Source organism: Mesorhizobium sp. C372A (assembly GCF_030323245.1).
Classification (GTDB): domain Bacteria; phylum Pseudomonadota; class Alphaproteobacteria; order Rhizobiales; family Rhizobiaceae; genus Mesorhizobium.
On sequence record NZ_CP100475.1, the window covers coordinates 4,296,680 to 4,311,454 of the forward strand.

Annotated in this window: 12 protein-coding genes; 7 read left to right on the forward strand and 5 right to left on the reverse strand. The window is 59.2% G+C overall.

The features are described from left to right. Positions 1 to 697 precede the first annotated feature (697 nt). The 4 genes from NLY42_RS20430 (at position 698) to NLY42_RS20445 (ending at position 3,224) form a co-directional block, all read left to right on the forward strand. Entirely contained in the window at positions 698 to 1,444 is a 747-nt protein-coding gene (locus NLY42_RS20430; RefSeq protein ID WP_286488537.1) for a Crp/Fnr family transcriptional regulator, read from the forward strand. Positions 1,445 to 1,876: 432 nt separating this feature from the next. Then, positions 1,877 to 2,044: a hypothetical protein gene (locus tag NLY42_RS20435; protein WP_023756173.1), complete on the forward strand. Its 168-nt coding sequence runs from the start codon at positions 1,877 to 1,879 to the stop codon at positions 2,042 to 2,044. A 47-nt stretch (positions 2,045 to 2,091) separates the two neighbouring features. Then, complete coding sequence (locus NLY42_RS20440; RefSeq protein WP_023756172.1) at positions 2,092 to 2,907, forward strand: 2-keto-4-pentenoate hydratase; 816 nt, start codon at positions 2,092 to 2,094, stop codon at positions 2,905 to 2,907. 164 nt (positions 2,908 to 3,071) lie between these two features. Beyond that, a complete protein-coding gene (locus NLY42_RS20445; protein WP_245263608.1) occupies positions 3,072 to 3,224 on the forward strand; it encodes a hypothetical protein in 153 nt (50 codons plus the stop codon). Positions 3,225 to 3,248: 24 nt separating this feature from the next. On the opposite strand, the gene NLY42_RS20450 is transcribed toward NLY42_RS20445, so the two are convergent. The 4 genes from NLY42_RS20450 to NLY42_RS20465 form a co-directional block, all read right to left on the reverse strand. After that, the gene (locus NLY42_RS20450; RefSeq protein WP_023756171.1) at positions 3,249 to 3,821 is read right to left on the reverse strand and encodes a recombinase family protein; all 573 of its coding nucleotides are present in this window, start codon (positions 3,819 to 3,821) and stop codon (positions 3,249 to 3,251) included. A gap of 1,206 nt (positions 3,822 to 5,027) precedes the next feature. Continuing rightward, positions 5,028 to 7,838: a DUF3131 domain-containing protein gene (locus NLY42_RS20455; RefSeq protein WP_031245005.1), complete on the reverse strand. Its 2,811-nt coding sequence runs from the start codon at positions 7,836 to 7,838 to the stop codon at positions 5,028 to 5,030. Then, positions 7,835 to 9,112 carry a glycosyltransferase family 2 protein gene (locus NLY42_RS20460; protein ID WP_023756169.1) on the reverse strand — a complete coding sequence of 426 codons (1,278 nt, stop codon included), beginning with the start codon at positions 9,110 to 9,112 and terminating at the stop codon, positions 7,835 to 7,837. Before NLY42_RS20460 ends, NLY42_RS20455 begins: the two co-directional genes overlap by 4 nt. Then, positions 9,109 to 10,170 (reverse strand): NAD-dependent epimerase/dehydratase family protein, encoded by a 1,062-nt coding sequence (locus tag NLY42_RS20465; RefSeq protein ID WP_069202697.1) that lies wholly within the window; start codon positions 10,168 to 10,170, stop codon positions 9,109 to 9,111. Before NLY42_RS20465 ends, NLY42_RS20460 begins: the two co-directional genes overlap by 4 nt. Before the next feature lie 444 nt (positions 10,171 to 10,614). Here NLY42_RS20465 and NLY42_RS20470 point away from each other — a divergent pair, with 444 nt between their 5' ends. Next, positions 10,615 to 11,943 (forward strand): nucleotide sugar dehydrogenase, encoded by a 1,329-nt coding sequence (locus NLY42_RS20470; protein WP_031245008.1) that lies wholly within the window; start codon positions 10,615 to 10,617, stop codon positions 11,941 to 11,943. 19 nt (positions 11,944 to 11,962) lie between these two features. On the opposite strand, the gene NLY42_RS20475 is transcribed toward NLY42_RS20470, so the two are convergent. Continuing rightward, positions 11,963 to 12,733 carry an endo-1,4-beta-xylanase gene (locus NLY42_RS20475; RefSeq protein WP_023756166.1) on the reverse strand — a complete coding sequence of 257 codons (771 nt, stop codon included), beginning with the start codon at positions 12,731 to 12,733 and terminating at the stop codon, positions 11,963 to 11,965. An 838-nt stretch (positions 12,734 to 13,571) separates the two neighbouring features. On the opposite strand from NLY42_RS20475, the gene NLY42_RS20480 reads away from it, so the two are divergent. Together NLY42_RS20480 and NLY42_RS20485 are read left to right on the forward strand one after the other, a co-directional pair. Beyond that, positions 13,572 to 14,093 carry a hypothetical protein gene (locus NLY42_RS20480; RefSeq protein ID WP_023756164.1) on the forward strand — a complete coding sequence of 174 codons (522 nt, stop codon included), beginning with the start codon at positions 13,572 to 13,574 and terminating at the stop codon, positions 14,091 to 14,093. A gap of 90 nt (positions 14,094 to 14,183) precedes the next feature. Next, positions 14,184 to 14,735, forward strand: a complete 552-nt coding sequence (locus NLY42_RS20485) for an isochorismatase family protein (protein ID WP_023756587.1) — start codon at positions 14,184 to 14,186, stop codon at positions 14,733 to 14,735. The last annotated feature ends 40 nt before the right edge of the window (positions 14,736 to 14,775 follow it).

Here is a 14,775-nt window from a genome sequence, read left to right on the forward strand (position 1 = left end):
AAAACGGCCGTCGATATTGCATCATTACGACAAGGGAGATTTTGGCTAGTTGGTTTGTTCCCGCTTGCGCGGCGTGACTGACTTTTTTTGCCCAGCAGGGTCGTCGGAACGCCTGTGGATGCAGTCGAAGACCATGGTAGAGCGACACCCCGGAGACCTAGCGGAACTCGAACTTGGTACCAATGCGTTTGCGGCCTCTCATTTGGCGATTCTGCTATCGACCCTTTTGGCAATGGCCATGCGTGGCTCTCTGGTGGACCCCGACGCGTTGGCCCGTTGGCAGCATGACCAACGGCCGCAGGCCTCGAATTCCTTGAACAATAACATAAGTTAATCCGGCGGATAACAGGCTGTGATCCGGAAGGTGCGGCTTCGAAGGAGTTGGGGCCTCGCAAAACAGTCACTTAGATGGGAACTTATATCAAATGTTATAGTTAGGAGGGGTCTTTGAGCGGTCAGGAAGGAGTTTAGGCAGCATGAACTCTGAAGCCGAGCGTCGCCTTGTACAAAGGCTTATCGAAGAGAGCGACATCACGGAGCCGCAAGCATTGGAGTTGATAGCGTTGCTAGGAGCGAATTGGTCCTCCCTGATGCGGGAAGCCAAAGGCATCAAGCACAATCTAACGTCGCCAGCCCTACCGCCATCGAGAACGTTAGCGCCCACAGCAAATTGGTCGGCTACCCGAACGGGGTCTTGATGGCACAGGCTCCTACTTCAAACATCTTGATCCGCAAGCTCCAGGCCATCTCGGAACTCGCACAATCAGATATTGGCATTCTGGGGAACATCTCGATTCAGGAGAAGAAATATCAGGCCAATGAAGACATTTTGCGCGAGGGCGAAAAGCCGACCCTTTCCTTCGTCGTTCTTGACGGCTTGATAGGGTCGACCAAACTAACCGGGGAGGGCAAGCGTCAGATCTCCTCCTTTTTTGTTCCGGGCGACATTCCCGACCTGCATGGTTTGCATTTGTCGGTCATGGATTGCACTTTCACCCCTCTGATGCCCTCTCGAGTAGGCTTCATGCGGCACGACGATCTTCGCGCCATTTGCGAACAGCACTCTTCGATAACGAGAGTGTTTTGGCGCTCCACTGTGATCGACGCGGCGATCTATCGAGAGTGGGTCACCAACGTCGGAAGGCGCGACGCCTACTCTCGTATGGCTCACATTTTTTGCGAACTCATTGTCCGCCTTCGCTCAGTAGGTCGCATTGAAGATCATGTGGCCTATCTCCCCATAACGCAGGCTGCACTTGGCGACGCACTTGGCCTCTCCACCGTGCACGTCAACCGAGTGCTTCAGGACCTTCGACGCGACGGTCTGATATCCACCGTTGGCTCGCGTTTTCATGCGACCGACTGGGCAGGGCTCATTCGCGCCGCAGATTTTGACTCTACCTATCTGCATCATAGGGCTGCGCAGACGGGTGCCGGTTTCTGAGAAGGCTGGGTCGCTCATGATGCATTGAGCCAACCCACCCCTCGCGGCCCTGCCGTGATGATCTGGGGCAGAGCAAATGGCTTCGTGATCATGATGCTTTCCGGAACACCCTCAGCGCCCCAGTGAACCGCGCTATCCCCGCTGATGTAAACCACAGGGAAAGTGGGATTTGTGCCTCTCAGGTACTTGGCTAGCTCCCATCCGGCTTCTCGTTAAACACCTCAATGGCCGCTTCGGCGGTGGGGACGGCGAGGACTCGAAGGCCGGCCTCTTCCAACGTCGTTTCAAGGTCGAGCAATATCAGTGGCTCGTCTTCTACGACCACAACCAACTTTTTTCCATCCGGAATGCACCCCTACACCCGGCGCCGAAACGCACAACCCGCACCTTAGTTCCATCTAATACATCATTCGGTTGTGGTACGGATGGGACATGCAACCACTGAACGACATCGTATTGGCGCGCGCCCTACGTATCAGCCTGGCGCACCACCGGGCGCTAATGCGCGCCTTCCTGGACGAACTGGCCCGCGTCCGCATGGAAATCAGAGACGCCGCAGCAATCCGCGCTCATACGCGAGCATTCGCTGCCCAGCCGTAGAGGAATGGACACAAAATACCCGCCACTAGAGAGGGGGCTCGAAGTCAATGATAGAGCATTCAACGATTGAAACCATCGCTCGTGAACTGAGCGATGTGTTTGGAAGTGGGCTCGAACGACCGCGGCTTACCGAGACGTACCCGGGTTTAGATCTCCCAACCGCCTATCGCATCGCCCAGGCGGTGCAGCTTCGTAGGGAATCGCTGGGCGACCGCTGCGTCGGGCGCAAGATTGGATTTACCAATCGCCACATGTGGCAAGCCTACGACGTCAAGGCACCCATCTGGGGGCCAATTTATGAAAGCACTGTACGCGACCTTCAAGACACTAGCGGTAGCCTCGTTGTCTCGAATTTTCCCCATCCGAAGATCGAACCAGAGATCGTTTTCGGGCTTGGGGCATCACCACGGTTTGGGATCACTGAACGAGAGCTGCTGGATTGCGTAGAGTGGGTGGCCCTCGGCTTTGAACTCGTCTCTTCAATCTTCGCCGGCTGGAAATTCGAGGCAGCTGACGCTGTTGCGGGCTTCGGCGTTCACGCGGGCCTCATAATAAACGATCGTGTGCCTATCTCCAGCGTAGACGAGTGGCTCGAGTGGCTCGCCAATTTCGAGGTCGAGTTGTGCTGCAACGGAGAAGTGGTTGCCAAGGGCAAAGGTGCTGATGTTTTGGGAAGCCCGTTGAATGCTCTGCGGCATCTTAATGAGCTTCTTTCAAATTCCGCCTACGGCCCTCCGCTGTGTTCTGGCGAAATCATAACGACCGGGACCTTAACCTTGGCGATGCCTGTGCAGGCAGGTCAAATATGGTCTGCCACGCCAACAGGCACTCGATTGCCGGCGATGTCGGTTCTTGTGGAGTAGCATTTCTTGCTGTGAGCGAGACGTACAGCCCATTAGCCAACGCCCGTCTCGTCAGACCATACGCCAATTGGGATGATCCTGGCGCGGCAGCAATGGAACTAACTTCCAGACTTGGTCGGTTCCTTCCATCTGCCAGCCAGCAGATCTGAACCGCCGAGCCGCACTTGGTCGAATCCGCCATCGCCGCTGCCGCCTTCGGGCTGGGCAGCAGGCTGGTATTCACTCGACCGGCTTTTGCCGAGACACAGGTGGAGCCGACGGTCGGGTTCTCGGCACGCATCGTGAGTCGTAATCAGCGTGACGCGGCCTGTCATTGAAGCTTTGAGCACTCACGAATTCGGTCAACGCAACGAGCTAGCGCGAGCGGACGGGAAATAAGAATAAAACGTCGTGCGTGACACTCCTAGCCTTTGAGCGATTTCTGCGACGGGGATTGTGCCCGCCCTCAAAAGTGCGCGCGCGGCCTCCAAGTCCCCGTCAGTGAGCTTCTTCTTACGTCCTCCTTTGCGACCGCGGGCAAGGGCTGCCTTGAGTCCCTCCATTGTGCGCTCGCGGTTAAGGTCGAGGAAATACTCGGCCATGGCTCCGTGCATCTGCAACGCGAAACGCCCATGAGCGGTCTCGCTGTCGAAATGTTCGGTGAGACTTTGAAAAGCCACTTCGCTGCGCCGTAGCGTGTCGATGGTGCGCATCATCTCGACCAGGGATCGCCCCAGTCGGTCGAGCTTCCAGACGATCAGGACGTCGTCGGGCCGCAAGAAGGCGAGGGCAGCCTCGAACTCCGGCCGCTTGGTACCGGACCTGCCGGATTTCTTTTCCTCGAAAATCTTCGTGCAGCCGGCACGGGTGAGGGCGTCACGCTGCAGGTCAAGGTTCTGATCGATGGTCGAAACGCGCGCGTAGCCAACTAGCATGTGCGGATTGTTTCATGAAAGGGTTATCCACACAATAGAATTCTGTACATAATTTCTGGACACATGCGGCTTCGGTTCCTGCCTCTCTGGAGGGTCTCGGCCTGCTGTCCGGAAAACGGTCGATTGCCGGACACTACGATGTCGCATATTTGCCAAGGTTGCTAATGCCCGACGGTGAGACTTCGCTGTCAGGATAGCGCCTCATGTCGGCCGTTTAGACCCATTTCGGCGTTCCCAAAAGCGGACATTGCGAGCGCTAGGCGGCACATCTAAGTGGCGACACACCGGACATTGATCCGCGAGGATAGCCACAACACAATGGACTAGCGCTGCTACTGACGGCCGTATTTCTTGAAGGTCGCGTTCCTTCGCGATCCTCTGAGGTGCATTACGCATCGCCGCGACGAAGGCAGCGGCCTCAGCGCCGCAGTTGATCATTGGGCAAATCACTCCGTAGGCTCTGGTGCTCGATAGGGCAGGGACTATTCTAGCCGCCAAGACTAAAATTCGGTGGGCACACCCACCTGAAGTCGCATAAAATGCAGTCCGGAACTCAATCAGGACCAAGGCCAACAAGAGGCCACAAACAGGGTTAAGCGCCGGGAGGCTTGGCGGGCGAGATGAGCGTGCCATTCGAAAATCTGCCGGCGCAGACAGAAGTGCATCCGGCATCATCCCTGTTTCCAGGACGGCCGTCATCAAGACTGTCGATAAGCGAAGCGGCGAGATCCATTCATTGCTGCAAAGGTGGATCGGAATAGCGTGTGCCAAAGGTCAAAGGTCAACCGCGGTGCACGCAGCGAGTTCGTCGACGGTCCCGGGTGCTGACCGAGATATGCCCTCATATCTTGGTCCGCTCGCGCCTTGCGCGGAGCGAGCCACCATTCACCAAGGGAACCCAATCCAGCGGTCGCCCGTTTATTCACGCCAGGGCCTTCCTGGTTGCTCCAAGCCTTTGCCCGCTGGCTTCGGTCTCAGCAGCTATCGTACTTCTCGCGCGCGCCGGAAACTCTGCACTAACGAGAAATTCGAGCGATTCCCGGCGCGAGGCTCGCGGAGAACGCGGCTCTACTTAAACGCGGCTCTACTTACATGACCGAGACGATCGCAGGGGCCAGCGCCGCAACGCGCATCTCCGCAATCGCTCCCGGCGGAAGCCCATGCTACACAATCCGTACAAACCGCTTCAAGCTTTGTTGGAATTGCTCATGCCTCTTCCGAGAGCAGGAGTGGTTTTCGCCCACCAAGAATATAGGCGACGGATTCGAGGATGATGCCGTTGGTGTTGACGTCGCTGACCCGGATGGCCTTGCCTGTCTTTTCCGAAATGCCGGAGGAGAAGCCCATGCCCGGCATTTTCGCTCGATCCCTGACCAGGTCGACCAGGATGGTCGAATAATCACCGGGGCGTGACGCGTGCCAGAGATAGGCGCCCTTGGCGCTGACCAGACGCAGGGAATCAGCCAGTTTTGCCGCCTTGTCCGGGGCCGAGGTTTTCATCGTGTCGACCGTGAAATTGCCGCCAATGTCGGTCAACTGATACCCCTGATAGGTAAAATAGGGTGGGCCGACCATGGCGCTTTCCGAGACGCAGGTGACAATGCCGGTCTCACGATAGCGCTTGAGCTGGGCGGCGTAGAGGATGTCGGCCATCAGGCGGCAGTGCGGTGAACCGCCCAGCTCGATCTCCTCGGTGACGTGAGGTTCGGTGGCGATCCGCCCGCGGCGCTGGATTTCCCCCAGCGCAACAACGGCCTCGTCCATGTTGCGGTCCGGATGGGCTGTATCGAAGACCGGCTTGAGCTCTTCGCCCCACATGCTGTAGCCGCGGCCGGCATAGCCGGCATAGCTGTTCGCATGCGCGGACGAAATGCGGCCCTTGTCGCTGACGACATGCATTTCGCCGCCCTTGAGTACGGGCTTGAACGACCAACCCGACACAAGGTCGAAAACAGGGAACGTGCCGGACGTGTAGTTGTCGAGGATCTTCAGAGCGATCAGCAAGCGTCCGGTGTCGGCGCTGTCGAAGCCGTCGCGCTGGCCAGCTTGCGACTTCAAGGCGCGCTCGGTGTGCGGCAGTTTTCCGCCTGCATAACGGAAGCTGGTTTCGCCCAGGAAAGCAATGATCCGGCTGACGGTCGTCTCGAATTCGGTTTGGCCGATGATGCCGAGACGCTCGGCCGACAAGGCGGCGAGGATGTACGATCCGACATCCCACATCGTCGTGAACGGGTAGCCCGTCTGCTTGCCGAACTCGATCCATGACGTGGCCGGAACCATGCCGTTGTAATTCTTCGCGCCCCAGTCGAAATAGCTCCAGGCCAGTGCCGCATCTGCTTTCAGCACGCCGTCGTCCAGCGGATACGGATCCGGTTTGATCCAGTCGCGCACCGACACATCGGCGCGCGCGCTGCGAATGCGATCGACCTTCGGCATCGCCGGACTGACGGCGCGACAATATTCGTCGAAGTTGACGAGTTTCGTGCCGGGCTGACTGGAAAGCTCGGCCAGCATGTCGAGGACCAGCGCCTGCTTTTCCGGCGTGTTGGCAGTTTGCGGATGGATGCAGAACACCGCATCGTTGTGGGTGCCAAAATAGTCGAGCACCTGCTGCCTGGTGAAATAGGGGAGGTCGGGGGTCCAGGCTTTCTCGAATTTCATGGTGTTGGAGACGTGCAGGATGCCACGCCTGTCGATCCCGCTGAACCAGCGCAGATCGCCCTTCTCGGCGCTGAAAACGGGCGTGCCGGTGGCAGCCACAGCATTCAGCGTGTTGTCGTCGAAGGCGTCGTTGGGCGGGATGTAGGAAGTCGGGAACTTGCCCGTGGAGCGATAGACCTCGCTGATACCGTCCCTGATCAGGTCGAAGTCCTTTTGCGACGAATTGCCGAGCAGTTCCTGTGGCGTATGGTTCCAGCCATGTGCGGCGATATCGTAGTGCTTTTCCGGCAGCATTGCGCGCAGAAAGGCCTTGATTTTTTCATCCGTGGACAAACGGCCCGACCGCGGCGCGGGGATGATCGCATCGGTGACGGGATAGCCGGACTCGATCAAATCGTAGACAAAAGCCATATGGCTCGGGTCGGTGTCGCGGTCGACGCGGAGATCATCGACCCGGACGACGATGAGGCGGTTGGTCTGCTTGCTCTGGACGTAGAGTTTTTGCGGCAGAATGCTCCGCACCTTGCCGCTCGCGATGGCATCGACCGCCGCCTGTGCGACGGTCGCCCCATAACCGGCCAGATCGCCGTCGCTGAGGCCTGCCAGTGCCGCAAACGGGATATCGACAATGATCGGATTTTTGCGGTCGGTCAGGCCGGCAATGTTGGCGCCGAGGGTCGGCACATCCATCGGGCCTGAACTCGCGGCCGCCGGCCTGGTCGAGGTCAGGGCGGAAGCGAAGACATTGACCAGGTTGGTGTCGGTGCTCCAGTAGCCGCCATCAACCGGCTGCAGCCCGACCTTGTCCTCGAGCCCGCCACGCAGCCTGATCAGCGAACGGATACCGGCCGCGCGCAGCGACGAGGCGTCCTGGTGCGACCGCAACGGCGAATTGGTTGTCATTGTCAAAGCCGTGATGACCGCCTTCGACTGATATCTCTGGTACTCGTTGGCCAGATAGGAAAAGGCGGCCTGGATGTCGCTGGCCTGCCGCGCCTGGAAATAGGGATCCGCAGAAGTGATGGTGTCCGTGTGCGCGCCGAATTCGATCCCGCCCGTATTGAGCAGGATCGTCTGGCGCAGCCATTTGGCCACGTCGGAATTGTAATCGAGCAAAGCACCAGTGGCATCGACGGGCGCGATGGTGACCAGGATCGGCACCTTGCGGGCCAGGAAGGCATCGGTAAGTGCTGCGAGCCGGGCCGGCTTTGCCGTGGCATCAAGTCCGCTGATGGCGACGATCAGCGGGTTGGGCAATGTCTCGGCGGTCGCGGCCCGCGAAATGCCTTTGCCCGCGAATGCGAGCAGCGGCATCGCAAGACCACCAAGAAGGGCAGTCCGTCGGGTTATGTTCATGTTTTCCTCCCGTCGAGGACGACTGGCACGTATCGTTCCGGACTGATCCAGCGGCCGTCCGATTTTGCGGAAAGCGACTTGAGCAGCGCGCGCAGGAAAAGAGCAGCGTCGAGCAGCCGGATGAATGGAAATGCAAGGCCATAAACAAGCAGACTTGGACGGCACTCAATGACGGCGACGACGAAGGTGAGCGAGTAGTCGACCGCAAGGAACAGGGCCAGCAGGCCTAGTGGAGACACCGGATGCACAGCCAATTCATTGAGCGAGATGGCCGGAATCTCGATACCCGTTGCGAGATAGAAGATCGCGGCGAAAGGCAGTGCCAGCGCAAACAATGAGATGACCATCAACTCCGTCAGCAGTCCGCCCAGCGACAGCCAGAACCGGCTTGGCCAGATCCCGTGGCGCCATACGGTCTGCCAGAAGCCGAGGTACCAGCGCTGAACTTGCTTGCGATAGTCGTTTAGTGTGAAGGGGTCTTCGGAAGAGCAGCGGGCCAGTGGCGAGTAGGCAACACGCCCCAGCCGCTTGTGCTGGACCTCGAAGGTCATATTGAAATCCTCGATGACAAGTCCGGGCGCGGTGATATCGATGAAGCGTAGCGCGTCGGTGCGATACATGCTGGCAAAGCCCGGCGCGATATAGGTGACATTGGTCCATTTCCAGGACTGTCCGTATTGAAATGCTGTCTGCAGAATCCGATAGAGCCGCGTCCGGTAGGCCGCAAACAGCATGTCAATGCTTGGCCAGCGGTGGTCGCGCCAGCGCGACAGGACATGGCCTGCAACTGCCGCCACACCGGGATCGTCGAACAATGGCAGTGCGTGGCGGAAATAATGCTGATCGATTTCGGAATCCGCGTCCTGGATCAGCACGGCCTTGTATCGATCGCAAAGACGGTAGTGCCGTATCGCCTGGTCGATGGCCTTGGCCTTGCCGCCATTGGGCTGGATGTCGAGAGCCCTGCAGCCGGCAGCGCGAGCAATCGCCACTGTGGCGTCGCGGGAACCGTCACTGGCCACGTAGATTTGTCTGGCCGGAATGATCTGCTTCAGCGCTGCGATGCATTTCGGCAGGGCGATCGCTTCATTGTGCGCGGGAATGACGACGGCTACATCGGCGAGGCGGACACTCGGCAGTGCGCCCGTGGCATTTCGCGATCCGAATTCGCTCACGAACCTGATGACGCCGATCGTGCACCAGAAGATGATGTTGATGCCCAGCGAAGCGCTGAGCACCATCATGGCTATGTTGGCCGCCGCGACCTCGTTCATGTCAGGGCCGGTCGCAGATCGGGATCGAGTCCTGCGGAAATTCGACGTCCCAAAAGCTGACTGGTCACCGCGCCGTTGCTGCAGGGCGAATGAGCGTTGATCGATGCCAGCAGATCGCGATGGCTCTGGCGAATGCCGTCGGCGAGCGAGACCTGCGGGCGCCATCCCAGCGCCCGTACTTTTGCGGTGTCGGGGCACCGGCCGCGATGATCGGCAATGAAGTGTTTCTTGAACTGTGCCTTGCCCGCGAGGCCGGTTGCCGTCTTCACCAGCTCGAACAAGTCGCAGATGGTGATCTGCGTATCGCCGCCAATGTTGTAGACTTCGCCTTTCTTGCCTTTTTCCATGACGGTGACCAGGCCGTCGACCAAATCGTCGACATGGAGGAAGGTCCGGGTCTGGGCGCCGTCGCCATAGATCGGCACCGGCTTGCCGGCAATCAGCCGCGACAGCATCTGCGGGATAACCCGCTGGTCATCGGGCGACATTGCTGCACCGTAGGTGTTGAAGATACGCACAATGCGGACATCGACATCGTACTTCTGGGCCCAGAAGTGAGCGAGGGCTTCGCCGAAGCGCTTGCCTTCCTCATAGGGGCTGCGCGGGCCGACAGGATCGACCTTGCCGACATAGCTTTCCGGCTGCGGAAAGATTTCTGGGTCGCCATAAACCTCTGCGGTGCTGGCGAAGAGGTAGCTGGCCTTTGACCGGCGTGCGACCTTGAGCAGGTTCAATGCGCCAATCGAAGATGTCATGAGCATTTCTTCGCCGAGCAACGCAATATTGGGTACGCCGGTCGGGCAGGCAAGGTTGTAGACGTGACTGTAGCGGCGCCGCAGCAAGCGGTCGCAGGATGCCGTATCCGTCACATCGAGCTTGATGAAGTTGAAGTTCGGATATCGGGCAAGATCCGTCACATTGGCCTTGCGGCCTGTCGAAAAATTGTCGACGCAATCCACGGTAGCGCCATTCTCAAGCAGACTGCGCGCGAGGTTCGTTCCGACGAACCCTGCACCTCCCGCTATCAGGCATCTGACTTCTCTGATGTATGTACCCATAATGGCGACACTCCTGCATTGAAGACGAAGGACAACCGCACCCCCTCATTGTGCGCCCCAGGTATCGAAACAACTTTTCCACAGGCAAATGCAACTAATTGTTAACGATATGACTAACGGGAGTGGTTAACTATCGTATTGTAATCATTGGATTTTTTGGGACACAATTTGCTATATGAGCTACTACGCAACAAAGATGTATGATTTTGGCACGTCTCTTGCTCTTGACATTTTCAATGCTCAGCAGCAGCCGGAATCCCGTCTTTCTCACCTCCTGGGCCGTTTGAATGCGGAATTTTGCCGGATAAATACGGATTGGCACAAAGGTTGCGCTCTGTCTCAAGGCGGGAGACGCAATTCGCGGCTCTCAAGTTGTTGAGATTGCAGCGCGAACGTCCTCGCCTTGCATCTTTGGAGGCGCAATTGAACATTCATACGGACAAGATGCGCGGTGCCTTGCTTCTTTCCAGACTGGAAAACCGCACGGCGACAATCGGTGTTGTCGGGCTTGGTTATGTCGGCCTGCCACTGGCCGCTGTCACAGCGCGCGCCGGCTTCAAGGTCATCGGATTCGACGTCGACCACAGCAAGGTCGAGAAACTGAAAACAGGCCGCTCCTACATTGGCGCGGTCAGCGACGAAACGCTGCAGTCGATCATGGCCGAAGGCTCGTTTACGCCGACATGCGACTTCGCCAGCTTTGCCGAATGCGATGTCATTTCCATATGCGTTCCGACGCCGCTGACCAAGCAGCGCGAACCCGATCTTTCCTTCGTCGAGAACACGACGCGCGCAATTGCTGACTATCTGCGCAAGGACCAGTTGATCGTACTTGAATCCACCACCTATCCCGGCACGACCGACGAGGTGATGAAGCCTATTCTGGAAGCCGGCGGGTACCGGTCCGGGCGTGATTTCTTCCTCGGCTATTCGCCGGAGCGCGAGGACCCAGGCAGCGTCGGCTTCGAAACCGCGACCATCCCCAAGGTCGTTGCGGGCGATGGCGCGATCGCGGCCAGGCTGGTGGCGCAGTTCTATGGTGCCATCGTCGACAAGGTTGTGCCGGTGTCCTCCATCAAGGTCGCGGAGGTGGTCAAGCTGACCGAAAACATCTTCCGCGCGGTGAACATCGCGTTGGTCAACGAACTCAAGGTCATTTATGCCGCAATGGGCATCGATATCTGGGAGGTGATCGAGGCAGCCAAGACCAAGCCCTTCGGCTACATGCCATTCTACCCGGGACCGGGGCTTGGCGGGCACTGTATCCCTATCGACCCGTTCTATCTGACGTGGAAGTCCCGGGAGTTCGAGGTGTCGACAAAATTCATCGAACTGGCCGGCGAGATCAACGTGTCGATGCCGCACTATGTCATGTCGAAGCTGTCGGAGGCACTGGATACGCAGCTTGGTCTTCCACTCAGCCAGGCATCCATTCTCATCGTCGGCGTCGCCTACAAGAAGAATGTTTCCGACGTGCGTGAAAGTCCGGCGCTCAAGCTCATCGAGTTGCTGGAAACAAGAGCCGCGGACATCGCCTATCACGACCCGCACGTGGCGCGCATTCCAAAGACGCGCAAGCACCCGACGCTTGCCGGCAAGGATTGCATCAAGTTAAGCCGTGATTCCATCGGCGCTTACGACGCCGTGGTCATCGTGACTGATCACGACGATATTGACTACGGCTTGCTGGCCAACCATTCGAGGCTCATCATCGACACGCGAAACGCCATGCAGCGCAATGGCATAGTCTGCGACCGGGTGGTTAAAGCGTAGGATTTCGGGCAGGGCAGGGTCAACGCCGTGGCGCACCCTGCAACGCCCGCACCACGGCGTCAAAAGCCGGCTTTGGCTGAAGCCCGTCATCGAACAAGGCAGGGCGAGCCTTACCGGATCGGCGCCTTTCCCGTGTCTGGCGCCGGACCACCCAATTGTCGAAATCCGAGATGCCCCAGAACACCAGGCGCTTGACCGATCGTCTGCTGAGAACCACCGTCAGAAAGTCTTCGTAGTAGGCTGCGACCGCATTGTCACGAACCGCAGTGTCGACGGGCATGGTGGAGTCGTTGACGTCGAGTTCCGAAATGAAGACATCGAGACCGAGATCCGCTAGCCGGTCGATGAAGCGCACGGTCGATTCAGCCGACGCTTTGTGGATCGACGACAGGTGGCCCTGGATGCCGATCGCATGCAGCGGGCCGCCCATGGCCTTGATCTGCACGATCAGCCGCAACATGTTGTCTTGCTTGGCATGCGACCAGTCGGTGGCGCATTCCAGATTGTAGTCGTTGATGGCGAGGCGGGCGGCCGGGGCACATTCGTGCGCGAGGCGCAGACAGTAGTCGATGAACTGCAGGCCGAATGGCTGGATGAAGAACTCGTCGCGCAACGGCGCCTGCTCGCCGACAATCTCGTTGAAAACATCCCACGAGACCGCCTGGGGGTAGTGTTGCATGACATCACGGATGAAGCCGCCATAATTGTGCTTCACCCGATCGAATTTTTCACTTTGCGCCCAGCGGATCGGCTCTTGGTGCCAGAACAGCGTATGGCCGTGGAACGCCATGTTGTTCGAGCCAGCTTTGCAATCGCGTTACAGGGTTCGAAATTGTACGTCGAGGTCCGCCTCGGTCGCACAAATCGTGGTTTCAGTTGCCATTCCGGGACGATTAGTCGGGAATGATGAGCAAGCAATCGACGATACCGCGCGTCGACATTTCCGGAAAAGGCACAACCTATCTCCAAACCGCTATTTTTGCCCAATTCCGCAAGGGAGGGATATGCTGTTGCCAAGCCCCATTTGATATCATCTTGTTCCATTGTTTCTACTAAGTGTGCGGGCAGTTGTAGCGGTCGACAGCGTCTTGCGCGTTCCAGTTCGGCTGTCGTGGCGCCCCACACGCATCAAGGCTTCCATAGCGTCTGGCGCGGCGCCTACGGCACGGTCGTCACGGCTATCGTGCGCCTGCCCGACGGACGCGTTGCCGGTGCCTTTACCACAACCGGCGGCATCGGGTGACATACGGATACCGATCTGCCAAGTTGACGCCAACAAGACTGTGCAGGTCGTGGCAAGCGCAACCGGTGGCCGGGAGGGGGTGTTCGTGTACGGGTCAGCGCCGCTGATTGGCTTTTTGCGATCGAGACTGTTGCAGGCAATTGCGGTGTCTGGCGCTCTGGCGTGCCTGGTCGAGGGCTGCGCGAACCCGCGCGTCATTGAAAGCGCCGTCCCGGCGGTTCCCCCATCCAAGGCCGCTCCCCCATCCCCTGCGGTTCCCCCGGCGCCGGCGGCTCCTCCGGCCGGAGCCCAGCCATCCTGCACCGCGCAATGGCGGGCTCGAGGCCACACGACCCAGCCCCAGGCACAGGCGTTCGCCAAAAAGTGCCTTGACGGGCAAGGCGCGGTGGAAAAGCAGCTCGACAACAAGATAGTCACCCGCAAGGTGACGGCGCTGATCAATGCAGACACACCCTTGACTGCGCTGGAACCCTCCGACATCGCAACTTTCTGCCCCGGCTACATGCTGCAAGACAGAAACGGGCGGGCGGTTTTCTGGCGCACGATGATTGCTGACCTGGCCGCTGAAGAGTCCGTAAACAATACCTCGGCGGCCTTTTGGGAAGCGGATCAGGGCCAATATTCCATCGGGCTGCTGCAGCTGTCGCTGGCAGATGAAGAGAGATACAGATGCGGCTTCAAGTCGGAGGTCGACATCACCGATCCCAACCGCAACCTCGCCTGCGGGATCAAGGTCGTGACGATGCTCGTCGGGGCGGACGGCATGATCGGCGGCGGCGCGGGGCGCGAGATGAAGGGGGCCGGAGCCTATTGGCAGAACCTTCGGCAGCCATCCGTAGTGCGCACCCGGTTGATCAACACTACCAAGGCGGTCCCGCAGTGCAGACCCGACCCGCGCAGCTCGTAGCCGATACCGACGGCGCCGGCAGCTCGCGTCCGGGAGTGCCTGCATCCTGAAATCCTTGACCCGCCTGTCACCCGCGCTATGGTCGCGGCCATGTCAAAACCAGCACCTGCATCCACCGCGCCGCTCATCGTCATCGATCTCCAGACCGGCATGTTCGACGGCATCGCCGAGCCGCCGATCCATGATGCGGCGGGCATCGCCGCGCGTGTCCAGGCGCTGTTGGAATGGGCACGCCGCGGCGGGCGCAAGATCGCTTTCATCAGGCATGATGGACCGGCGGGAGACCCGCTGGCGCCCGGCGCGCCGGGCTGGCCGGTGTGGTCGGCACTCGGCCAGGCCGACAGCGAGCCGACCTTCGCCAAGAATGTCGGCGACGCCTTCAGCAATGCCGCACTTGGCGAATGGGTTGCAGGGCAGGGCGCGGGTGAGGTCGTGCTCATCGGCGCGCAGAGCGACTATTGTGTTGCGGCCACCGTGAAGGGCGCCTTTGCTCGCGGGCTCGGCGTCACCGTGGTGTCCGACGCCCACAGCACGCTGGACAGCCCCAGTGAGACGGCCGCGCAGATCATCGCCCGGCATAATGCCGATTTCGCCAGCGCCGGTGTGACGCTGGTGACGACAAAATCCTTGACCGGCGTTTGATCCTCGCTCCGCTGTGATGTCGGTGCCGCATGCAAATAGC

Bases quoted from the DNA above. Each gene is read 5' to 3' on its own strand.
- NLY42_RS20430 (WP_286488537.1), top strand. From the start codon at position 698: ATGGCACAGGCTCCTACTTCAAACATCTTGATCCGCAAGCTCCAGGCC.
- NLY42_RS20475 (WP_023756166.1), bottom strand. From the start codon at position 12,733: ATGGCGTTCCACGGCCATACGCTGTTCTGGCACCAAGAGCCGATCCGC.
- NLY42_RS20455 (WP_031245005.1), bottom strand. From the start codon at position 7,838: ATGAACATAACCCGACGGACTGCCCTTCTTGGTGGTCTTGCGATGCCG.
- NLY42_RS20485 (WP_023756587.1), top strand. From the start codon at position 14,184: ATGTCAAAACCAGCACCTGCATCCACCGCGCCGCTCATCGTCATCGAT.
- NLY42_RS20450 (WP_023756171.1), bottom strand. From the start codon at position 3,821: ATGCTAGTTGGCTACGCGCGCGTTTCGACCATCGATCAGAACCTTGAC.
- NLY42_RS20465 (WP_069202697.1), bottom strand. From the start codon at position 10,170: ATGGGTACATACATCAGAGAAGTCAGATGCCTGATAGCGGGAGGTGCA.
- NLY42_RS20470 (WP_031245008.1), top strand. From the start codon at position 10,615: ATGCGCGGTGCCTTGCTTCTTTCCAGACTGGAAAACCGCACGGCGACA.
- NLY42_RS20460 (WP_023756169.1), bottom strand. From the start codon at position 9,112: ATGAACGAGGTCGCGGCGGCCAACATAGCCATGATGGTGCTCAGCGCT.
- NLY42_RS20440 (WP_023756172.1), top strand. From the start codon at position 2,092: ATGATAGAGCATTCAACGATTGAAACCATCGCTCGTGAACTGAGCGAT.
- NLY42_RS20435 (WP_023756173.1), top strand. From the start codon at position 1,877: ATGCAACCACTGAACGACATCGTATTGGCGCGCGCCCTACGTATCAGC.